Origin of the sequence: Vibrio ruber DSM 16370, from assembly GCF_900163965.1 — a bacterium.
GTDB classification, from domain to species: Bacteria; Pseudomonadota; Gammaproteobacteria; order Enterobacterales; family Vibrionaceae; genus Vibrio; species Vibrio ruber.
The window spans coordinates 54,157-75,957 of sequence record NZ_FULE01000015.1; the positions used below are offsets into that span (position 1 = coordinate 54,157).

The 21,801-nt window shown below is 46.5% G+C and carries 16 protein-coding genes; 7 read left to right on the plus strand and 9 right to left on the minus strand.

What is annotated here, in order from left to right; all coding sequences use genetic code 11:
- The 3 genes from VR7878_RS05870 to VR7878_RS05880 are packed head-to-tail and all read right to left on the minus strand — an operon-like array spanning position 1 to position 6,349.
- Positions 1-3,402 (minus strand): toxin VasX, encoded by a 3,402-nt coding sequence (locus VR7878_RS05870; RefSeq protein WP_077334291.1) that lies wholly within the window; start codon positions 3,400-3,402, stop codon positions 1-3.
- Between the two features lie 7 nt (positions 3,403-3,409).
- Complete coding sequence (locus tag VR7878_RS05875) at positions 3,410-4,291, minus strand: DUF4123 domain-containing protein (protein ID WP_077334293.1); 882 nt, start codon at positions 4,289-4,291, stop codon at positions 3,410-3,412.
- Between the two features lie 3 nt (positions 4,292-4,294).
- Positions 4,295-6,349, minus strand: a complete 2,055-nt coding sequence (locus VR7878_RS05880) for a type VI secretion system Vgr family protein (RefSeq protein ID WP_077334295.1) — start codon at positions 6,347-6,349, stop codon at positions 4,295-4,297.
- A 345-nt stretch (positions 6,350-6,694) separates the two neighbouring features.
- Between VR7878_RS05880 and VR7878_RS05885 the strand changes: the two genes are divergently transcribed.
- Positions 6,695-7,024, plus strand: coding sequence for a cysteine-rich CWC family protein (locus tag VR7878_RS05885; protein WP_370737069.1), 330 nt, complete (start codon positions 6,695-6,697; stop codon positions 7,022-7,024).
- A gap of 23 nt (positions 7,025-7,047) precedes the next feature.
- On the opposite strand, the gene VR7878_RS05890 is transcribed toward VR7878_RS05885, so the two are convergent.
- The gene (locus tag VR7878_RS05890; RefSeq protein WP_077334297.1) at positions 7,048-7,395 is read right to left on the minus strand and encodes a HopJ type III effector protein; all 348 of its coding nucleotides are present in this window, start codon (positions 7,393-7,395) and stop codon (positions 7,048-7,050) included.
- A gap of 369 nt (positions 7,396-7,764) precedes the next feature.
- On the opposite strand from VR7878_RS05890, the gene VR7878_RS05895 reads away from it, so the two are divergent.
- Positions 7,765-9,723 (plus strand): sensor histidine kinase, encoded by a 1,959-nt coding sequence (locus VR7878_RS05895; RefSeq protein WP_077334299.1) that lies wholly within the window; start codon positions 7,765-7,767, stop codon positions 9,721-9,723.
- 37 nt (positions 9,724-9,760) lie between these two features.
- Positions 9,761-11,713, plus strand: coding sequence for a sensor histidine kinase (locus VR7878_RS05900; RefSeq protein ID WP_077334301.1), 1,953 nt, complete (start codon positions 9,761-9,763; stop codon positions 11,711-11,713).
- A 25-nt stretch (positions 11,714-11,738) separates the two neighbouring features.
- Here the strand turns inward: VR7878_RS05900 and VR7878_RS05905 are convergent, their stop codons facing one another.
- Complete coding sequence (locus VR7878_RS05905; protein WP_077334303.1) at positions 11,739-13,295, minus strand: DUF3369 domain-containing protein; 1,557 nt, start codon at positions 13,293-13,295, stop codon at positions 11,739-11,741.
- A gap of 326 nt (positions 13,296-13,621) precedes the next feature.
- Positions 13,622-14,137, minus strand: coding sequence for a nicotinate-nicotinamide nucleotide adenylyltransferase (locus VR7878_RS05910; protein WP_077334305.1), 516 nt, complete (start codon positions 14,135-14,137; stop codon positions 13,622-13,624).
- A 172-nt stretch (positions 14,138-14,309) separates the two neighbouring features.
- On the opposite strand from VR7878_RS05910, the gene nadE reads away from it, so the two are divergent.
- The gene (gene nadE / locus VR7878_RS05915) at positions 14,310-15,140 is read left to right on the plus strand and encodes an NAD(+) synthase (protein ID WP_077334307.1); all 831 of its coding nucleotides are present in this window, start codon (positions 14,310-14,312) and stop codon (positions 15,138-15,140) included.
- 243 nt (positions 15,141-15,383) lie between these two features.
- Positions 15,384-16,712: an anaerobic C4-dicarboxylate transporter gene (locus VR7878_RS05920; protein WP_077334309.1), complete on the plus strand. Its 1,329-nt coding sequence runs from the start codon at positions 15,384-15,386 to the stop codon at positions 16,710-16,712.
- A 255-nt stretch (positions 16,713-16,967) separates the two neighbouring features.
- On the opposite strand, the gene VR7878_RS05925 is transcribed toward VR7878_RS05920, so the two are convergent.
- From VR7878_RS05925 to VR7878_RS05935, 3 genes are all read right to left on the minus strand, one after another.
- On the minus strand, positions 16,968-17,681 hold the full coding sequence (locus tag VR7878_RS05925; RefSeq protein WP_077334311.1) for a carbonic anhydrase: 714 nt from the start codon (positions 17,679-17,681) through the stop codon (positions 16,968-16,970).
- A 112-nt stretch (positions 17,682-17,793) separates the two neighbouring features.
- Positions 17,794-18,141, minus strand: a complete 348-nt coding sequence (locus tag VR7878_RS05930; protein WP_077334313.1) for a helix-turn-helix domain-containing protein — start codon at positions 18,139-18,141, stop codon at positions 17,794-17,796.
- 129 nt (positions 18,142-18,270) lie between these two features.
- The gene (locus VR7878_RS05935; protein WP_370737070.1) at positions 18,271-19,104 is read right to left on the minus strand and encodes a tetratricopeptide repeat protein; all 834 of its coding nucleotides are present in this window, start codon (positions 19,102-19,104) and stop codon (positions 18,271-18,273) included.
- A gap of 320 nt (positions 19,105-19,424) precedes the next feature.
- Here VR7878_RS05935 and proV point away from each other — a divergent pair, with 320 nt between their 5' ends.
- Together proV and proW are read left to right on the plus strand one after the other, a co-directional pair.
- The gene (proV, locus tag VR7878_RS05940; protein WP_077334315.1) at positions 19,425-20,612 is read left to right on the plus strand and encodes a glycine betaine/L-proline ABC transporter ATP-binding protein ProV; all 1,188 of its coding nucleotides are present in this window, start codon (positions 19,425-19,427) and stop codon (positions 20,610-20,612) included.
- A gap of 2 nt (positions 20,613-20,614) precedes the next feature.
- Positions 20,615-21,622 carry a glycine betaine/L-proline ABC transporter permease ProW gene (gene proW, locus VR7878_RS05945; protein ID WP_077334317.1) on the plus strand — a complete coding sequence of 336 codons (1,008 nt, stop codon included), beginning with the start codon at positions 20,615-20,617 and terminating at the stop codon, positions 21,620-21,622.
- Positions 21,623-21,801: the final 179 nt, after the last annotated feature.

Consider the following 21,801-nt stretch of genomic DNA (forward strand, 5'->3'; position numbering starts at 1 on the left):
TTAACTCCATGCAACCAGATGTGAACCCGAAGGGGCATCGATTTCTTCCTGACTGAGGCTGAGCACATTATGGTCGGTGAACGGTATGTGCATCGCTTTATTCATACGAAAATCCCAGTTGTTCCGATACCATTTATTTTCACCACTCCGCAGCGATACACAGCACCGAATTTGATTGATATATCTTTCATTTAACCAGTCACTGCGAACAAAAAAGGTTAGTTCACAGCCACCATTCATCGGCAGTAACGTCGCATCCACTTTCAGTGACTCCAGCACATCAACCCACTCCCCGCGGAATCTGCGTCTCGGATCCCGGCAGAATGCTTTCAGCTCCAGCTTGCAATTTTCAGCGGTCGGTCGCGAAACTTGAGGCAGAAAAATTTTCAATTGTACTTCGGTCTCAGCCGACTGATCCTCTGTATATGTGTTATTAAGCACTTCATAACGGGCTCCCGGCTTAAACGACTGCGGTGCCAAGACTTCATAATGGTTGGTCAGTGACCAGCCTTGATCATCCTTACCCCATGCGGTGTCATCCGCCCAATCGACCAGTGGCGGCCACTTGTAGTACTGCCACAACTTATCGAGTACAAAAAATGCCACCCACAAATAGACATTTAAACGGATCCATTTAGCAGCTACTCTCAGGGTAGAGGTCATCGCAGCTTCTGCACCTACAATCCCCCCAGTGAAGAACTTGCTGGATATAGACATATATCGATACGATTCATATATTCCTACACCGAGGCCAGCAGCACTTGCTGCAAAACGAAAGGATGACAAAATAAACAGAGATAAATCATTTGACAAAGATTTGTAAGCATCCATACCAGCATTCCACGTTCGGATCCCCATCCCAATCGCGCCCATCGCTGTTACAATCGGTGTACTGTAAACTGTCCATGTCGCCAGACGAGCCAGTGTTGCCTCATGCAGCGCTTCATCACCTACTTTCAAAGAGGCATTAAGCCACGCGGTATAAATCGTGCCGGCAGAAGAAATAACAGAGGCGGTTGCGGTAATCCCGGCCTCTGCAAAAGTGAGTAATTCCCCTTCTTGGGGGTCATCATCGGTCAAAGCTTCCCACGCGTGCCATGCACTCCAGACATACATATAAGTCAGCAGGAAAGATATACTGGTCTTGACAATTTTACCGGCATCGGGTTTACCTTCTGCGGTCAGCATTTCCCGTACCGTCCCCCGGGCGTTGATGCTTCTGACCATCTGTTTGGCTTCATCCATCACCTGAGACATCGGATAACTACCACTCTTTTTGATGCCAAGGCTGACCTCCGGGCCGGAGTGACTCAGAATTTCATTATATTTTGACCGGAACTGACCTAATAATTGGTTTTTTGAACGCTTTGCTGCCCTTAATTCACGCACATAATTTGCCCGGGCAGTATGGCGGGCTGATTTTGACATTTGCAGAATGCTATTGTTACGGCCTTTAATGGCTTTAATCGTCTGCTCGGTCTGTTTGAGGTTTTTATTGATTTGATCGAGTTCCTGATGCAGTGACTGAAGCTTACTGGCCGCCTGTTGATCCGGGATATGCCACTGGATACCATTGGCTTTAAAGTTCAGATTAAGCAGTTGTTTTGTCCCTTGACTGAGCTTATCCAGATTATTGCTCAAACGCTGGGTAAAGTTCATCTCTCCTCCCGGCGCTTGTAATGCTGCGGTCATCGACACAACAAATGCTTCATTCTTTAAAGATAAGCTCTGAACAACCCGGGCCTTCAGATCGTCATCAAGAATCGGATTCAGGTGATTCAGATTATTGGCTGTCTCCACTTTTTTATTAAATGATTCAACCCCTTTCAGCGCATCACCGATACTGACAAACTTTTTCCTGATATTGAGTACATCTTTCACTGAAACAAATGTGGTATCACTGGCAATGTCATCGTAAACCGATAACGGAAAATCATCCTCCCCGGCATAATACTCCAGCAACCATTGATCATCGTTATTTTTAAAAAAAGCGGTCAGAATGTCTTCATAATCCAGTTTAATTTTGAAGTGTTCTTTATTTTTCGGAGAAATATAAGCAGCCAGCAGAGACCACTTGGGTGCAATCCCTTTTACATAAGGATTCAGACGTTCCAGATTCTCTGAAACTGTCACTTTATAATCATCCCACTTTGTCACAAAATCAGTCATTTCATCATAATGAATCACCGTTTTGATGCCGTCTTTGCCAAAAGCCCCACCCTCAATCAATTGCTTGTATTCAGCGGCGCACTTTTCCAGCGTACTTTTCGCTGTGTAATAAGAAATGCTGTAATCCTCAGCCAGTTTCTTTGCCATTGCATTGGCTTTATTATTAACCGATCTTCCCATATTGGCAGGATAGGAACTTTGGTAACCATCTTTACCGAAAATACCGGGAACGCTGGAAGCCGCTTCCCAGTGATATTCATTCTGATCATTTAAAACTTCGATATGGTTTTTTAACCGTGCTGATAGTGCCTTTCTTTCCTCGTCATCAGAGACATGAATGCCTAATGAATCCAGTAGTGAATCAAATCGCCCGGCTAAGAATTGATCGACCTGCATCAGATTATTCAATAACTGCGCAACTTCATAGCGATCACAGTTACGGTGCCCATCCACTTCTTTTTCATACCAAGTTTTATATTGGGTCTTTAAATCGTTTTGCCGTTCAGCAGCTTCAACCAGATCGGCACAAATATCATTAATCAATAAAACGGCGCTATCTTTTTCATATTCGGGTAATACCGAAGATTGCACCGGCGACTGGGCTTCCGGCTGAAAGATTAAATTGGATAACCACCAATACTGACCTGAATCATACTGACCACCAGACTCCGTTCTCTGCGCTGAAAAATCGATACAACCCGGGATTTTTTCTGTCGGCATTAGCCCTTTGGTGCCATTGATGGGGTCAACATCACCCAGCAAGACCCGGTTCATCAGACTCGACTGATCACCGCTTGCCCCGAGTAAAATCTCTGCCCGCTCAGGTGTCATCGCAACCGGCATAAACAGGGCATGGAGAACACCACGTCGTGGGACAACTATCGTTTTCTGACCGCTGTCCTGAAATGCATCAGTACCTTTTTCAAAATAACGCCCAATCAGACTTTGATCATCTTTGACTTCAAATTCGTAAAGCGTCTCTTTATCTTCACTGTGGATGATATAGAGAAAACCGGGATTCAGGGGGCGAAACCCTTGTGGTACGCCATCGTCGCGATACAAACTGTCATTGAGGTTTTCAGGGACGCTCTCCCCTTCCTCACTCATGGCATAACGCATCGGAACCAGTTGGATCATGGGGTTCATATACGGGCAGGCTCCCGTCAGGCTACCGGTATCCTCTGTTGATTGGGATGCGGCGGCATTATTCGCTAATAAGATATGTTCCGTCATGTTGACCTCAACAAATATAGTCTGCTACGCGGTGCGTCAGATTGGGTTGGTAATTAGCAAGTTGCAGGGCAGCGCTTTTAATTCGCTGCTGTGGGATTTGCTGACTAGGCTCGGTCAGTAAAATAGCAATCTCCGGATAAATTGATTTATCCAGACAGCTATCACCAAGGTGGCACCAGATATTGGCAAAATAAAAAATTGACTGCGGGCTCTCAAAACCCAGCGCCATTGATTTCTGATATACAAAGCGAGCGAAATCCTCACAGGTTTCGTCCGGTGGTAATAATTGTGGAAAATAAGACTGAATATGCTGATGTAGCTGGTGAATAAAATGTTCAATCTTCAGTTCAAACAGCACATCCAGATGCGCCTGCGTCATCACAAATGGTGACTGCTGCCAGATCGCCGCATCTACGGTTTCTTCAGTCTGAAAATTTTCCCAGCATATCTCTTTCTTATTCCAGCACCAGATTCGATGACAAGGACCGAAAAGTCGTCTTTTTTCCAGACTATGCTCCGTTTTCTGAAAAGCGGCAAAAATTCGCGGATCATACAACCGGAAAACCATAGGTTCAGAACTTTCGGGAGATAAAGCAAACAACTGAGCTTGCCAGTAGCGGAACAGTGCATCAAATCCGGCATCGGATTCAAGAATCAGACATCCGTTTTTGTTCTCATCGCTCTCCAGCAATTCTGCAAACGGTGTCAGTGAAGAGACCTGAACTAATAGAGGAGAGACTTCTATCACATCCTGTAGGCGCGTTCCCGCATACAGTGGCATCACTTGGTCAGTAGCATCCAGTAAAGCGACCTGTTTCGCCAGCGCATCAATTTGAGCACCGTCCAGCAACAGGTAGATCGGTTGCGAGGTTTCGATTGCAGGTAACATCCATTATGCCCCTTGCATTTCTTGACAGATTTGGCAGAGCCCCTGGACATGAGCGGCCGCAGATTTTAATGCAGCCACCTGTTTCACCGGAGAGATTGCTGCGATAGGCTGAATATCTTCCAACTCTCCCGGCAACAATGCAGCTTGCCCGCCATACGCCACCGCACTGCCGGCACTGCCGCCGGCGTTGAGGTTAATCGCCGGGCCGGAGAGATTGACACTGCCGCTGTCGATACTGATAAAACTGCCCCCGGCGGATAAGGTCAAACCGGAGCCGGCCTCGGCAACGATTTTAGCCCCGCTTTTCAGGGTAATGGCACTGCCGGTCTCGACCGCCGTCAGGCTGCCGATTTGCTGCGCCAGCGAGCCGCCGATATCGTGGGTCTGGTCTTGGGTGATTTTCAGGCGCTGCTCACCATCAATGGTGAGATGGTCATTCATCTTGATGTGCTCGTAACGGTCGTTTTCCACCGTTAAATGACTGTCGTGACGGATCAGCGTGGTGGCGTCGTTTTCAATCAGCGCTTCGGTGTCTTTCTGCGCATGAATATAGACTTTTTCATGCTCGGACTGGTCTTCAAAACTCAGCTCGTTAAAGCCCTGCCCCTGATGGGTTTCGGTGCGCAGCACAGTTTTGGTTTTGTGCTCGGGCAACGGGTAAGGCGGCACCTGACTGGCATTGTAAGCCCGCCCGGTCACCAGTGGCTGGTCCGGGTCGCCGTCGAGGAAATCCACAATCACTTCGTGGCCGATGCGCGGCACGGCAACCATACCGTACTGACTGCCCGCCCACTGTTGTGACACCCGCACCCAGCATGAGCTCAGCTCATCGCCGTTGCTTTCGCGGTCCCACGGGAAATGCAGTTTCACCCGGCCATGCTCGTCACAGTAAATTTCTTCACCGGCCGGGCCAACCACGGTCGCCACCATCGGGCCATCCACCCGGGGTTTATTCTCCACCGGCGACAGCCATAAACTCTCACCGGGAATGGCGGTAAACTGGTTGGCATAGGTGGTAGCCCCGCTGCCGCCGGACTCTTCCAGTGCCTGTGGCTGACTGCCCTGATGGGCAATCTGCACCACCAGCCAGCTCTGATTCATCGCCGCATCAAGGTGTTCGCTGAGGTCAAACCGTACTCCGGCCTGAAGCATCGCCTGATTACTTTGACCGCTGGCGGTATGCGCCTCACGCCGCAGCGCATCAAGGCGGATTTGGCTGAATGCTTTGCCGGTCGCGTCATCTTTATACCGCCCCGGCGCATCGAAGTGCTCGTAAGTGGTGAGCTGGTAATCGAGCTGACTGCCTTCAACGCTCTGTTTAAAACTGTAGGTCGGCTTTTTAAAACTGTAGTCCTGCAACCACACCGCGCTGACTTCAGACTGCTTACGCGCCGTCATCGCAGAGACATACGGCGTGTCAGAAACGCCGCCGGACAGCACGTTATACGGTACCGTCCCGCCGAGGCGGGTAAAGCCTTCGGCATTGTCGGTCACCACCAGCGTATGTTTGTCGGTGTCATGGGTGAAGGTGTACATCAGCCCTTCTTCAGCCGCCAGGCGGTGGAAGAAATCTAAATCGGTTTCGCGGTATTGCACGCAGAACTCACGCGGCGGGCTTTCCCGTTTGGTGGAAAAGGCATAATCGGTGATGTTCATTTCCTGCAGCAGGACGGAGAGGATTTGTGGCACGCTTTTTTGCTGGAAGATACGGCTGTTATGACGCAGCGAGAGCCGCTCGAATGACGGCACCAGCGTCAGGGAATAAAAGGTGTGGTGATGGCCGGTATCACCGCGGCTGAAGTTACGGATAATGCCATGCACCTTTTGCACCACTTGACCGCTACGCAGCACTTCGAGCAGCGCCGTGGTATCAACCATTTGCTCAAAAGTTAAATCACTGTTGCGACTGGCGAGTTCAATCTGATAACGATAGCCGTAAACCGGTTGCCCGCCAGCATCCACCGATGCTGAAACGGATTCAAATCCCTGATAGTCACACACCACCAATGACGTATCATTGACCCCATTGATCGTGAGCCTGAAACCTAACGTTGCCATGCAGAAAACCTTTGATGTTTTATGTGAGAATGTCGTTGTTTTATATTAATCAGTGCAAATACTCGCTTTCTCTCAGAAACGGCCTTTTCATTCGCTTTTTTATTCGCTTCTTATTCGATAATAATAAAAAAACCGCTAAACCGAGGATATAAGCTTTACTCAGCAACCTGTTATTGTATGCAATTTATTTTATTGAGTTGAGCCTTTATTGGTTGATTTTCATTACCGAGCGCATTTTATTGAATGCATATCTCAATTTTTTACACCGCCTCACCAATGCTCATCCGATTGCAAAATATTGCAACATTACAGGGCGATCTCTTATAGTGTCTGCCATAGCAAAATATGAGTCAGATCGAAGTGTCAGAAAAAGCAATCAAGTCTCCGTGTGTGGCGAACTGTAAAAATGAAGACGGGCTTTGTTCGGGGTGCTACCGAACCATGGAAGAAATCCGGCAGTGGCGTCATTATACCGATCAACAAAGAGAACAGATTATGCAGCGGCTGAGCGGAACGGAGACATCTCACGCTTGTCCGCAATGTGGTGAGCCGACCTATTGCGGTATCAGTGCCGGCCAATCGGACTGTTGGTGTTTTCATGTCTCAACCCGCGAGAAAACGGGGGCAACCCACTGTCTGTGTCGTCGTTGCCTGTGCCAACAGCCGCTGCGATAACTGGCTCCGTATCAGTGGCAACGTTATGATTTTGCCGCTAATGCCTTCCCCTCAAACCGAACCCCTTCCCAACCGGTACGGATAAAGTTGCGGATATTCTGATGGTCCTGATTTTCAGGATGTTGCAGCACGTCCTGACGATAAAAGTCGCCAAAACAAGCCAATGTTTCTGCAGCACTCAACTGATGTAATTGTGCAAAAGAAAAGATTTTACATGAGCCTTGGTTTTCCTGTGCTGCGTTGACCACGTCTCCGTTACTAAATCGGGTTGGCGTAAAATCATAGTGCTCATCAATCACCCCCATCACGCCAGCAAAATCAACTTGCTCTGGAGAAGTGCGGATCAGGTTCAGAAGTTCATTCAGTGTCATATTTATTGTCTCTACTGCTGGTTCGGCGGTTCACGCGAAATTTCACTCAATCGTCATGAGTAAAACATGACTTCATCATCGACATCAAGCCGACCATATCAGGCTGGCTGGCAGGCAAAGTGTTCCCGAGTCTAACAAAAATAAGCCTGATTACTTATAAAAACGGGGATACCGGTGCCTTTCAGGTACAGAAATACTGTTGTTCTTGAGGGCTTCTGTGAGTTTTTTCTACAGAATCAGGATTTTTTTACCAACTATCGGGCAGAAAAACCCAATGTCATCAATACTTAACTCAGGCGTGTTCGTTTTCTCGGCAACATGTCTCTTTGAAATGATCAAGATACTGACTGGAAGCAGGGCATTGCGCATATGGCATCAAAAATTGAAAAGCCGATACTAGAAGCAAATCATGAGACGGAAGAAATGCAATCGATTCATCCATTGCGCAGCCGTCTGGGACGAAGAATCATTTTTATTTTAGTATTGCTCAGTGGAACCATAACGTTTTTGGCAACATTGGCACAGCTCTATTTCGACTACAGCAAACAATTTAACAACGTTGATCGCCGCCATCAGGAGATTCGGAATATCCACACTCACCTGCTGGCCTCATCACTATGGAATTTTGATCTCACCATTTTACAACAAAGAGTCAATGGGCTGATTAATCTGCCTCATATCGATTATTTGGAAATCACATCCGACAATTACAAAATCAGTGCAGGGGAACCCGTGACTGGCCGCTCCGTCAGTAATCTTTATCCGCTGACATTTCAGGATCCGATCACTGGGAAATCGGAGCAAATCGGGACGATTCGCGTTGAGTCGGATATTCAGCAAATCTATAACTCACTGCTGCATGACTTTCTGGTGATTCTGTCAATCAATACCATTAAAACGGTACTGGTCTGTTATCTGATCCTGATTATTTTTCACCATAGTATCAATCAACGAATCTACGCCATTGTCCGCTATCTGAGGCAATATAATCCCAGACACAGAACTGCCCCCCTGCGCGTCTACAACTATCCGGTGATTACGCAAAAAAATGATGAATTATCACTTTTGTGCAATGAAACCAACAAGTTAACCAAAAGTCTCACTATCCTTTATCAGAATATTCGTTTTGAACAGACACGTTTGGCAGACTTTGCCCATGTCTCATCTGACTGGCTGTGGGAAACAGACTCTGCCCTGAAACTGGTGTATTGCTCAGAGACCATGCTCGAAGCACTCGATTTGCAAGAAAACCATGGTTTGGCATTCCATGAAATTGAACAGTTTGAGACAGCAATTCAGTTACAGCAGTTCTTAAACGGCAAGCAAAACTTTCATCATTGTGAAGTAGTGCTCAACCTCAACGGGCATAAAATATGGTTGATGTTTCAGGCTCAGGCGCGCTACGACAAGGAACAGGATACATTTTTAGGGTTCCGTGGCACCGCGCTGAATATTACTGAACTCAAAGCCGTACAGGCCGAGCTGGAACAACTCAATCAAAGCTTAGAACACACCGTTCAGGAACGGACTCATGATCTGGCTCAGAGTCTCAAACAACTCAAACAGGCTCAGGCACAACTGATTCAGTCGGAAAAGTTGGCCGCACTCGGGGGATTGGTGGCCGGGGTCGCTCACGAGGTCAATACACCATTAGGCATTGCCGTAACGGCAACCTCGATTATTGAGGAAGTAACAGAAGAATTTGAACGTGCATTTCGCGATCAAAGCTTGACGACTAATCAGTTTGTTGAACTGACGGAAAGACTGAAATCGGGCTCAGAATTGCTGCAAAGCAATCTTAGTCGGGCATCAAAATTAATTCGGGATTTCAAACAGACCGCTGTCGATCAGGTATCAGAAAGTCTCAGTAAGTTTAATATTCATCAGGTGTTGATGGCATTAATTGCCAGTATGCATCCGGAAACCCGAAAAATTCCGGTGTCACCACAACTCGAAGGCGATGAAAACCTAATGATGACGAGTCTGCCGGGAACATTGACGCAAATTATCTCGAATTTAATCATGAACAGTGTTGTTCATGCTTTTGAAGGCGAACATTCCTCACCGGAAATTCATATCAAATTTTATGCACAAGACAAACATGTCATTTTTGAATATCAGGATAATGGTATCGGTGTTCCACAGGCGTTACATGAAAAGATTTTTGAACCGTTTTATACCAGTAAAAGAGGGCATGGCGGTTCAGGGCTAGGGCTCAACTTGGTCTTTAATCTGGTCACGCAGAAACTGAAAGGTCATTTAAAGTTTACCTCAGAGCCGGATCAAGGCGTTCACTATATTATTCAGCTTCCGCAGATACTGGATTAGTTTCAAAAAGTAACGATTGCCGAAGGGTTGCAAGAATATGACAACAGGCAAATACAGCACTGAATTGATTTCCCCGTTGCGGAGCATTCTCGGACGACGCATGATTTTGATTCTGATCCTGCTCAGTAGTATGTTTACATTGATTTCAACGATGACTCAACTCTATTTCAATTACACACAACATCTGGATCAGGTTGAAAAACGCCATGCAGAAATCCGAGACGTGCACGCACATGTACTGGCTTCATTTATCTGGGACTTTAATCTGAGACAATTGCAAGAGAGAATGGAGCATCTGGTGCTTTTATCCGATATTAACTACTTGAGGGTTCAATCCGGTAATTACAGTCTGGCCGTTGGTACGCCGGGCAATTCATCAGAGGTAAGTCAGCATGTCTACCCGTTGACAGTTCGTGAACCGGTGAGTGATGCGACAGAATTGATCGGTACCGTTACTGTTGAATCAAGCCTTGAGGATATCCACAACATACTGGTTAACGAGTTTTTGAGAACATTGGGCATCAACACCCTCAAAATGATATTTGTCTGCTATCTGATTCTCATTATTTTTCACCGTAGCATCAATCAACGGATTTTTTCGATTGCCCGTTTCCTGCAGCACTACAATCCGATGAAACCGGGGAAACCCCTTGAAGTCAATCAGTCGCCATTGATTACCCACCCCAATGATGAGTTATCGTTGCTGGTCAAAGAGACGAATAAATTAACCCGGAACCTGGTGACCTTTTACCAGAATAATCATCAGGAGCGGGCGCGCTCAAAAGATTTTGCACAAATATCATCTGACTGGCTGTGGGAAACAGATGACTCACTCCAACTCATTTATGCCTCGGAAGGCATGTTAAAAGCCTTACATCTTTCGGGAAATCATCTGCTCTCGTTCACGCAAATCGAAGCATTACAATCGGCACAAGATTTACACCGCTTTCTCGCTCACAAACAGAGTTTCCAGCGCTGTGAAGTCACTATCATTTTAGATGACACCCAACAGTGGTTTGTCTTTCAGGCACTGGCTCGCTATAGCGACACTCATGAGTTTCTCGGATTTCGGGGAACCGCCCTGAATATTACTGAGCTGAAATCCGGACAGTTGGCCTTAAAACAGCTCAATCAAGCGCTGGAGTATAAGGTTCAGCAACGCACTGACGAGCTGGCACAAAATATGACACAACTCAAGCAGGCTCAAACCCAACTGATTCAGTCAGAAAAGTTCACGGCACTCGGGGGGCTCGTTGCCGGTGTGGCACATGAAGTCAACACACCACTGGGAATTGCAGTTACGGCAACATCGGTTGCTGAAGATGTCAGAAAAACACTGGAAGAAGCCTTTCACAATCAGACACTGACAACCCATCAGTTTACGGAGCTAACCCAGCGATTAAATTTAAGTGTCGAACTGTTGAAAAGCAATCTATCCCGGGCATCGGGATTAATACAAAGCTTTAAACAGACGACGGTTGATCAAATGTCAGAGTGCCAGAGTCAATTCAATATCTATCAGGTTCTGACAGCCTTAATTGCCAGCCTGGCTCCCGAGACCAAAAAAGTGCCGGTCGAACCAGAATTGGAGGGTGATAAAGATCTGATGATGGATAGTTTTCCGGGCGGTTTGACTCAGGTGATGTCCAACCTCATCATCAATAGCACGCGCCATGCATTCGGACAGGGCAATACGCAAGCCGTACCACAAATTAAGATTCGTTTTTATGCACAGGGAGAGTCGGTTGTGTTTGAATATTTTGACAATGGTATCGGCGTTCCTACGGATTTACATCAAAAAATCTTTGAACCATTTTATACCACTCAGAGAGGACATGGTGGCTCGGGGCTTGGCCTGAGTTTAGTGTATAACCTGGTCACCCAACAACTTCAGGGGAGTTTACAGTTTTCATCAACTCCCGGGCAAGGTATGCACTATCAGTTCAAGCTTCCCAAGCAATTAGAGATTCAAACAGAAGAAACGGTATGATGACGCCTTCGTGTCAGCTTGGGTGTCAATCAGGCAAACCATTGCGAATCGCGATAAACTCATCCCAATGCGCCATAAACAAATCAACAAGCTTTGGATCAAATTGTTTCCCGCGCTGGGCTAATATTTCCTGTTTTATCGCGTCGTCTGTCCAGCTTTCTTTGTAACAACGTTTGGCTCCCAAGGCATCGAAAACATCCGCCAGCGCAGTGATTCTGCCACAAATCGGAATATCTTCTCCGGCCAAACCATGAGGATAACCGGTACCATCCCACCGTTCATGATGATACTCAGCGATGTTTTTCGCCATCACCATCAACGGACGCGATGATTTACTCAAAATCTCGACACCATACTCCACATGTTTTTGCATGATGTTCCATTCATCTTCATCCAGTTTACCGCTCTTATGCAAAATACGGTCAGGCACGGCGACTTTACCGACATCATGTAACGGTGCTGCATGTTTGATCATTTTGATCTGTGCTTCTGTCAAGCCATACAACTGTGCCAACCGTTCACTATACAATGAAACCCGCTGAACATGGGCGCCCGTCTCCTTGCTGCGAGCTTCGACGGCATTCGAGAGGTTATATACCAACTCCACTGAGGTTTCCTGCAAATCGACAAACAAGTTGATGTTGTCGAATGTCATACAGATATTCTGCATGTATATTTCCAGCAACTGTTTATCAAGATTCGATAATTCACCGTTCAGATTGACATAAAGGAGATTAGTGACATCCCGTTCATCACGGGTATGGAAGACATAAGCGTCCCCGTAATTTTGAGAGGCATGTTTTTCCAATACTTCCCGACACCGCTGAGCAACCAAATCCGGCAACACACTAAAGCTGCACTCTTTGTAAAAAGCAACATATTTACCCGTTGCGGCCAAAGTGAGAGCCCGCTCTCCGTCTTCGCGGTCATGGGGATAGACGATGCAGTAAAATGCAGAGGCTTCAAGCCCGAGAAGTGAGGTCAGTTGTTTCAACACCGTCGTCGCATACGTCTTCAATGTTCTGGTATTCTGGACTTTGGCAGAGGCCTCAATGACTCGGCTCAACCCCTCCTTTTGGTCTTCAATGAGACATAAGTCCCGATATGCCCTCAACATCGAGTAGAGTAAAGTCCGCAGTTTCTGGGTAGTGAGGTCGGTTTTTTCTTTGTAGTCATCAATCTCATAATCTTGAATGACTTTCTCTTCCGGTGCCTGACCAGCCTGCCCGGTTCGTAAGACTAACCGAATAATACGGTTGTTACAGGTATCCCGGATGAACCGTACCAAATCCAGCCCGGCATGTTCCGTTTCCATCACAACATCGATCAGTGCCAATGCAATATCATCTTCTTGTTTAAAGATTTCTTGAGCTTCACTACCAGAGTAAGCAGAGATCAATTTCAAAGGGCGTTTCTGAAAAACAAAATTACTGAGCGCCAGTTTGGTAATCTGGTGCATTTGTGCGTCATCATCAACCAGTAATACTTTCCAAGGCTCCAAGCCTTGATTTGCCGATGAACCATTATCTTTATTGTCCTTATTTTCTGAAGAACCTGAACGCATATCTGCAAATAATTCCATAAGCACCTCTTTTTCACCGACCTAATATAGTTTTAGCACACTCCCCATAACTCTTAATGGTTTTATTTGACTTATCGGTGCAACATCAAAAAATCATCTATTTTTTATATACGTTGTTTTTAATAATCAATGTGTTATGACTTGAGGAGTCATCATCATTTTGGTCAATAAGGTTATATCCAAGTTGGATGAATTTGAACTCGATGCTGTACTTGGAGAGTCGGCGAAATAATATTGGAGTCGTGCGGTGCGAAAGGGTGTCAGAGGAAGGCACACTGAACCGAAAACATTCAGTCATCAGGTACCAACCCATGCCATATGAGGCATTAATGATAGAGCGAGAGTGAGTGGATCAATTGAGCAACAGACGGGGTCGTTAATGCCTCGATCGCCTTGCCTTGCTGAAGTCCTTGGCGGATATGTGTGCTGCGGATCGGTACTTTCTCCGGACAGGCCATAACATTAAATTGTTTGAGGATATCTTTGGCCCGAAAAAAACGGGCAAACTGCAATAAATTATCCGGCCCCATTACAAACGTTAGTTCATCCTGAGGATAAATATCCTGCAATGCGGTTAAAACAGCATAAGTCGTAATGTGCTTACCGGGGACAAATAACTGCTCTTCAATTTCAGAACGTTGAATTTTATCAGCGCCTAAATCGGATATCAGTGCATCAACTAAGCGGCACCGTTGTTCATAAGGGAGCATTTTCTTCCCCCATGCATGGGCGAGACTTGGAACGAGTAAAATTTGGTCAAAATGACTCAATGAGTCAATCACACTTTTGTGACCCAAGCTTGGTGGGTTAAAAGCGCTGCCAAATACAGCGATTTTCAACATATCCTTCCTTTCTGGCAATTATCCGGTTTTCTAATTCGATGAAATAGGTATGATACTAAAAAGTTGTTATATACCCAAGTGACCTCAAGATGCGGGGTTCCACGTATCTCCCGATCACGGTGACTTGAGCGTCATATTATCAGTTCATTCTTGTACGAAAAGGAATCTCAAAATGGAACAGCTTATTCGCGAGGAAATGCGTGTCCAACCCACCATCAATCCTGAGTATGAAATCCAGCGTCGGATTGATTTTATTAAACGCAAACTGACTGAATCCGGCTGCAAATCACTGGTGCTCGGTATCAGTGGCGGGATTGACTCGGCAACTTGCGGGCGTCTGGCGCAGTTGGCAGTCAATCAGCTCAATGAAGCGCATCAGAGCGCCCCCTATCAATTTATTGCGGTCAGGCTGCCTTATGGGGAGCAGAAAGATGAAGACGAAGCACAACTGTCGATCGCCTTTATCGAGCCGAGCCATGCTGTTTCTGTGAATATTAAAGCGGGCGTTGACGGACTGCACGCTGCATCTCATCAAGCACTGGCAGGAACCGGATTACTCCCGGAAGATCATGCACAACTGGATTTCGTCAAAGGCAATGTCAAAGCTCGAGCCCGGATGATTGCTCAATACGAAATTGCCGGTTATGTGCGCGGTCTGGTGCTCGGTACCGACCATTCAGCAGAAAATATTACCGGTTTTTACACCAAGTTTGGTGATGGTGCATGTGACCTCGCCCCCTTGTTCGGACTGAATAAACGTCAGGTTCGTCAGGTTGCTGCAACACTGGGTGCACCGGATGTGCTGGTCAATAAAGTACCGACGGCTGATCTGGAAGAGCTGGCACCGCAAAAAGCGGACGAAGCAGCACTGAACCTGACCTACGATCAGATTGATGATTTTCTGGAAGGAAAACCGGTTCCTCAGAGTGTCACCGATCGATTAGTGGCAATTTATCAGGCGACTCAACATAAACGTCAGCCGATTCCGACAATTTACGACTAACCTTCCCCCATTTTCAGTTGTGGAAGATCAATGACCGTGTGATTTTCCACAACCTATTAACATTTGCATCTAATAAAACACACCTTATGTTTGCATTGGGGTCACGTTTTTATTCCATAATGTGAGTTCTCTCCGAATCACGTAACACTTCTGAAAAAACGATGAGTGAACATGATTATCGTCAATATTTTTTTTACCGTATCGATGATGATGAAGTAACGAATTGTTATAGGAGTTTACAATATGTTGTATATGGAGTTTTTGTTCCTATTATTGATGCTGTACATCGGCTCCCGATACGGTGGTATCGGCTTGGGCGTGGTGTCCGGGATTGGTTTGGTGATCGAAGTATTTATCTTCAAAATGCCGCCGACCTCACCGCCCATTACGGTAATGCTCATCATTTTGGCCGTCGTCACCTGTGCATCCATTCTTGAAGCCGCTGGCGGATTGAAATACATGCTACAGATAGCCGAACGACTGTTACGGAAAAATCCCAAACGCGTTACCCTGATCGCACCATTTGTCACTTATACCATGACCTTTATGCTGGGTACCGGCCATGCGGTATACTCCATTATGCCTATCATCGGTGATGTTGCCCTGAAAAATGGTATCCGGCCAGAACGTCCGATGGCTGCCGCGTCTGTGGCTTCACAGGTGGCGATTACAGCATCTCCGATTTCAGCGGCAGTGGTTTATTATCTGGCTCAGTTAGTCAATGTTCAGGCTAATATCACACTCCTTTCAATTCTGATGGTTACAGTGCCAGCCACACTTTGCGGTACACTCGCAATGTCGTTGTACAGCCTCAGACGCGGGAAAGAACTGCAAGATGATCCCGATTATCAGGCTCGTCTGAAAGATCCGGTCTGGCGAGAAGAGATCCGTAATACAACCGCGACCACGCTGAACGAAACCCTCCCGGCAAAAGCAAGAAACTCCGTCTTACTCTTCATTGGCTCGATTCTCTGTATTGTCTTGATTGCAATGGTACCGGAAATCAGAACCATCAGCGAAGGGTCAAAACCCATCAGTATGGCAGTTGTCATCCAGATGATGATGCTCTGCTTCGGCGGGATTATCCTGCTGGTCACCCGAACCAATCCGAAAAATGTCCCTGACGGGGTGGTCTTTAAGTCTGGTATGGTTGCAGCGATAGCGATCTTTGGGATTGCCTGGATGTCAGATACTTATTTCAAATATGCAATGCCACAATTCAAATCCGGAATTGTTGAAATGGTACAGTTATATCCTTGGACATTTGCGCTGGCCTTATTCGTCGTTTCTGTTGTGGTCAATTCTCAAGCAGCAACCGCTCGTATGATGCTACCTGTCGGGCTGGCTCTGGGTCTCAGCCCTGCACTATTGATCGGCCTGATGCCTGCCGTTTATGGCTACTTCTTTATCCCGAACTATCCATCGGATATCGCCACCGTCAACTTTGATGTTTCCGGCACGACGAAAATAGGGAAATGGTATTTCAACCATTCGTTTATGGCAGTTGGTCTGATTGCCGTTGTCACAGGCTGTATTGTCGGCTACCTGCTGGCTCAGGTGGTCATTGGCTAAAGTTAGACATCCTAGGGGCTGTTGATCTTTCGTGATGTTTTTTGCAGCAATTTGTCGGGCATTTAGTCAAGGCAGGTCATGTGAAGTGTAGCGCTCTACATGAACCATGACCTAACGCTGGATAAATGATCGTCCATCACAAAATAAGCCCCTGAAATTCAGGGGTTTATTCATCATTCAGCTTGGCAGCGCACGATGAGTCACGAATAACATCATATGACTCACTCATGCCACTCAACACCATCTCTTATCCGATTACTTCTCATCCAGCACAACACGTGCATTGCGCGCCTGAACGGGACGATTATTGTGACCCATAACAGAAGTCAGGGCATTTTCCTGCTGGGTTGAGAGCGTTTTCGGCTGTTTCATCACGAACCAACGCACGCCTTCACTACACGGAGGTGTGGTGAGCGAACCGTTGAAGCGATAATATTTCCGGGTTGTCGGCAGTAAATCTTTCACCGGGAAAGAAACCGGCACGGCATCGCCTTTCTCCGGCAATACCTGTGTCAGTTGCGCTAATTCATGATCGGCAGCCCCGAGATCAAACATCACGGCAACCACAGCCAAATTGCCTTCACTGTCCTGATTAACAAAGTGAGCTTCCAATGGATATCGATGGCTCTTAATCAAATTTTCGGAAGGGGTATGAAAATGAAATTGCTTGAGTTCAAAGTGTTTGCCGTCAACTGTCAGCGTGTTGTTGCCTGTCACGGTTGCCTGAAGGGTGTGCCCATTATTGGACAGAGTCGTCACTTGTCCCTGATAGTCAATCGCCAAAGGCTTCAGAACAGATGTGACGGTGTCGGTCAGATTAATCGGACTCTGGTTTCTTCCGGTCTCACAGACCTTGGAAACATGACCCCAGTGTTCCGGGCCTTTTTCACCGCTATATCCCCATTCTGAAGCCTGTGCCATGGCAGAAAATAAAGCGCCCACTGATATTGCCAATATAATTTTTTTCATTGCCTCTCCATGTTGTCATACAGATACGATTACTATACAACGGGTATGGCTATTTTCTTGTTTTTGTTCATGATTCAAGACAAAGCTGAAAATACCGCGTCGGTTTTCGAGTCTATCTCACTGCACTTCGGTACTCAATCACGACTTGATTGCCATCCACATAAACCGAATCAATATCACCATCGATAATCACTCGATTCACCAGTTTGACTTGTTGTTGGCCTTCTCGCTGCTGTTGGATCAGGCTAGGCATAAAAAGATAGGGATCGACATGGAGATATCGACAGAAAGATTGGACAAATTGCTGCGTCAGCGGCTCACGGCCCCGCAAAATATTAGACAGTTGAATTTGAGTCAGCCCCAACTGCTTGGCCACTTCCATTTGTGTCAGATGCATCCTCGCTTTTTGCGACATCCAGACATGGTAAAGCGCCTCAAGGTCGTCTGATGTATATGTCATGAAGGGATCTCCTCTAAGAGCGTTGTCAACCATCAATAATGATCAACAACGACAGATACGATAAATCCCGATAACATGACAGATGTGTATAAACAATATGTCAACCACTCGTCATGATTGATGCAGACACTACTCTTGAGACGACGGAGCCGTCAGTAAACTATCAAATGTTTTATGACCGTGTAGCCCTTCAAAATCTGACTCTTCGGCAATGAATTCCCGGAGTGAAGGACTAAGATCGACAGCAAGCTGTAGATCAATAATCGCTTGTTCTTCTGCACCCAGACGCGCGTAGGCACAAGCACGTTGATAGAGCGCCGGGCCATTGGTTTCATCGAGTTCAAGCACCCGGTTACATAAACTCATAGCCCAATGATATTCTTTCATTTCCATCACTGCGTCAGCTTTGTAAGTCAACGCCTCTAAATCTCCCGGACGAATTTTCAGAATCTCATCATAAACTTGTACTCGCTGTTCTGGTGTTTGCACACTCTGCGCTCTGAGCCACAAATTGTGAATCTCATTGATAATCTCAATCTCACGATTATTATCAGTGATAATCCGCGTTTTACGCTTTAAATCACGCTCTAAGGCGAGAAATTTTTTCTCATAATCTTGCGCGATTTTATTTAAGCGCCTGTCGGCCAGCTCACTCGTCTTGGTCTTCACCTCTTTTAATGAATGCCAACCAAATAAAGCGATCAATGATGCTGCAGCAGCAATGATGTAAAAGAAATAAGTAACCGTGACATTGGCATAATTCATGGATTTATCGGCGACGCTCAACTCCCGATCTGTCATCTGGATAGTCAGGCGACGTTCCAGATCCTGCTGATCTTGTCGCAGCGATTTCAGCTCATCAAGGATATAGCGCTCAATAAGCGGGCGATCCAAGATATCAGTTTGCGAGTATTTCTGTTCCGGCTCTGCAACGGCAGTTCTCAGAAAAAGCGATAGTATCATTCCAACCATCAGTATAATTTTTAACACGGCAGACCCCTTTATTTTTAACACCACTGATCCTTCACACTGCAAGTGTCACTCCCATTGTCTAATGAAATACAGCACGAAACAATCCGCAACAGGCAAAAAAACAATTATTTTGTGCACAAATAAATTCCCAAAAACCTGAAAAACAACAACAAAAATATAATTCATAAAAATCAGCAACTTAAAACAACAAAAAAACATATAAAAACAGAACTGCTTGATTTATATCCAATTAATGCTTAGAGTTCATTATATAGAGTCGTTAATTTTACAACAATGTAGGTCATGATGACATGGAAGCTATCTTAGAAGTAAAGCAGCTTTACAAAATATTCGGAGAGTCAGTTGACACTGCTTTCCCCTTAATGGAAAAAGGGCTGAATAAAGACCAGATTTTTGAAAAGACGGGCCTTACTGTCGGAGTCAAAAATGTGTCTCTTTCAATTCAGGAAGGTGAAATTTTCGTCATTATGGGACTGTCCGGTTCCGGAAAATCAACACTAGTCCGTTTACTAAATCGGTTAATCGAACCAACGCAAGGCAGTGTGCTGCTTAAAGGCCGGGATATTGCACGTATCTCCGCCCAGGATCTCCGTGACGTTCGGCGTAAACAAATTTCAATGGTTTTCCAGAACTTTGCACTGATGCCGCACATGAGCGTGATCGACAATACTGCATTTGGCTTAGAACTGGCAGGGGTTGATAAAACAACCCGCTATCAGCGCGCCAAAGATGCGCTGTCACGCGTCGGACTAGAAGCTTACGGTGATTCTTTTCCGGACGAACTTTCCGGCGGGATGAAACAAAGGGTTGGCCTCGCCCGGGCATTAACCAATGATCCGGATATCCTGTTAATGGATGAAGCATTTTCGGCACTCGACCCGCTGATTCGCACCGAAATGCAAGATGAGCTCATTCGCTTGCAGAACGATGATAAACGCACCGTTGTGTTTATTTCCCATGATCTCGATGAAGCCATGCGTATCGGAGATCGGATTGCCATTATGCAAGATGGTGAGGTCGTCCAGGTCGGAACCCCGGACGATATTCTGCATAATCCGGCCAATGATTATGTGAGTTCCTTCTTCCGCGGTGTGAATGTCGCAAACATTCTCACGGCAAAAGATATTGCCCGCAGAAAAATCGCCACCGTCCTGAAGAAACATGACAACGATGGTCCGGCAGCAGCGCTACAACTGTTACTCGACAATGACAGGGAGTTTGGCATCGTGGTTGATCGCGGCTATACCTATACGGGAGTTGTCTCCATCGAGTCGTTGAAAGAGGCTCAGAAACAAAAACGCTCGCTCAACAGTGCACTCCTGCAAGAAACGCTTCATGTTCATGCCGATACCCCCATCAGCGAATTGATCGGTCAGGTTGCGACCATTCCTTATGCGCTACCCGTCGTCGACGACAATAACCGCTATCTGGGTGTTATCAGTAAATCCCGATTACTTCAGACTTTAGACAGGGAATAATTATGGCAATGGAATCCACACAAAACGCTGATCCTTGGGCGACAAGCACAACAACAAATAGTGACTGGTTAAATACCAGCACACCACCCCCTGAGACATTTCACTGGTTACACCCGTTTAAAGACGCACTGGTGCCATTTGATCAGTGGGTAGAAACGGCGCTTAACTGGTTAGTTGAACACGGGCGGCCGATATTTCAGGCGATTCGAATTCCGATTGATCTGATCCTCACTTCATTTCAGACCGCACTCGTCGCAACCCCCGCACCAATCATGTTAGTGGTGCTGTTTCTGCTGGCTTGGCAAATGGCGGGATTGCGCATGGGGATCATTTCCTTGGTTTCATTGATTGTGATCGGGCTGATCGGGGCTTGGAATGGTGCAATGGTTACATTGGCTCTGGTTATGACCTCGGTCTTTTTCTGCTTATTGATGGGGCTCCCGCTTGGCATTTGGCTGGCCCGGAATCAGACGGCTGCGAAAGTCATTCGCCCGGTACTTGACGCCATGCAGACGACCCCGGCATTTGTCTATCTCGTTCCGATTGTGATGTTGTTCGGGATCGGTAATGTTCCCGGTGTCGTCGTCACCATTATTTTTGCCCTGCCGCCTATCGTTCGGTTGACGATTCTTGGCATCCAACAGGTTCCTGAAGAGCTGGTCGAAGCAGGCCATGCTTTCGGTGCAAGCCCGAAACAGATGCTGTATCGCATTCAACTTCCTTTGGCAATGCCATCGATCATGGCTGGCGTAAACCAAACACTGATGCTATCACTTTCTATGGTGGTCATCGCTTCAATGATTGCCGTTGGCGGACTGGGGCAAACCGTATTACGCGGCATTGGCCGACTGGATATGGGGATGGCAGCCGTCGGGGGGCTTGGGATTGTGATTCTTGCGATTCTGTTGGATCGAATTACACAGACTATCGGGATTGCAACCCGGGATAACAAAAGTCGCTGGTATCACTCCGGCCCTGCCGGTTTCATTTGGAGAATGGTAGCGAAATAACGATGGTTGAGACATAACGACGATTGCAACAAACAACGCGATGAAACATGAGGGAATAGCGCCAATCCGTCACAGACTTAACCATTGGTCTCGTTTCTGATTGGCTGATCATAGAACCGGCTCTTCATATGAAGGGGATTCCAGCGGTTCTTTTCCTTGAGGCCCGAGAGACTCAAATT

Excerpts from the sequence above, each read along its gene's own strand:
- VR7878_RS05870 (WP_077334291.1), bottom strand. The coding sequence starts at position 3,402 with ATGACGGAACATATCTTATTAGCGAATAATGCCGCCGCATCCCAATCA.
- VR7878_RS05875 (WP_077334293.1), bottom strand. The coding sequence starts at position 4,291 with ATGTTACCTGCAATCGAAACCTCGCAACCGATCTACCTGTTGCTGGAC.
- VR7878_RS05880 (WP_077334295.1), bottom strand. The coding sequence starts at position 6,349 with ATGGCAACGTTAGGTTTCAGGCTCACGATCAATGGGGTCAATGATACG.
- VR7878_RS05885 (WP_370737069.1), top strand. The coding sequence starts at position 6,695 with ATGAGTCAGATCGAAGTGTCAGAAAAAGCAATCAAGTCTCCGTGTGTG.
- VR7878_RS05890 (WP_077334297.1), bottom strand. The coding sequence starts at position 7,395 with ATGACACTGAATGAACTTCTGAACCTGATCCGCACTTCTCCAGAGCAA.
- VR7878_RS05895 (WP_077334299.1), top strand. The coding sequence starts at position 7,765 with ATGGCATCAAAAATTGAAAAGCCGATACTAGAAGCAAATCATGAGACG.
- VR7878_RS05900 (WP_077334301.1), top strand. The coding sequence starts at position 9,761 with ATGACAACAGGCAAATACAGCACTGAATTGATTTCCCCGTTGCGGAGC.
- VR7878_RS05905 (WP_077334303.1), bottom strand. The coding sequence starts at position 13,295 with ATGGAATTATTTGCAGATATGCGTTCAGGTTCTTCAGAAAATAAGGAC.
- VR7878_RS05910 (WP_077334305.1), bottom strand. The coding sequence starts at position 14,137 with ATGTTGAAAATCGCTGTATTTGGCAGCGCTTTTAACCCACCAAGCTTG.
- nadE (WP_077334307.1), top strand. The coding sequence starts at position 14,310 with ATGGAACAGCTTATTCGCGAGGAAATGCGTGTCCAACCCACCATCAAT.
- VR7878_RS05920 (WP_077334309.1), top strand. The coding sequence starts at position 15,384 with ATGTTGTATATGGAGTTTTTGTTCCTATTATTGATGCTGTACATCGGC.
- VR7878_RS05925 (WP_077334311.1), bottom strand. The coding sequence starts at position 17,681 with ATGAAAAAAATTATATTGGCAATATCAGTGGGCGCTTTATTTTCTGCC.
- VR7878_RS05930 (WP_077334313.1), bottom strand. The coding sequence starts at position 18,141 with ATGACATATACATCAGACGACCTTGAGGCGCTTTACCATGTCTGGATG.
- VR7878_RS05935 (WP_370737070.1), bottom strand. The coding sequence starts at position 19,104 with ATGATACTATCGCTTTTTCTGAGAACTGCCGTTGCAGAGCCGGAACAG.
- proV (WP_077334315.1), top strand. The coding sequence starts at position 19,425 with ATGGAAGCTATCTTAGAAGTAAAGCAGCTTTACAAAATATTCGGAGAG.
- proW (WP_077334317.1), top strand. The coding sequence starts at position 20,615 with ATGGCAATGGAATCCACACAAAACGCTGATCCTTGGGCGACAAGCACA.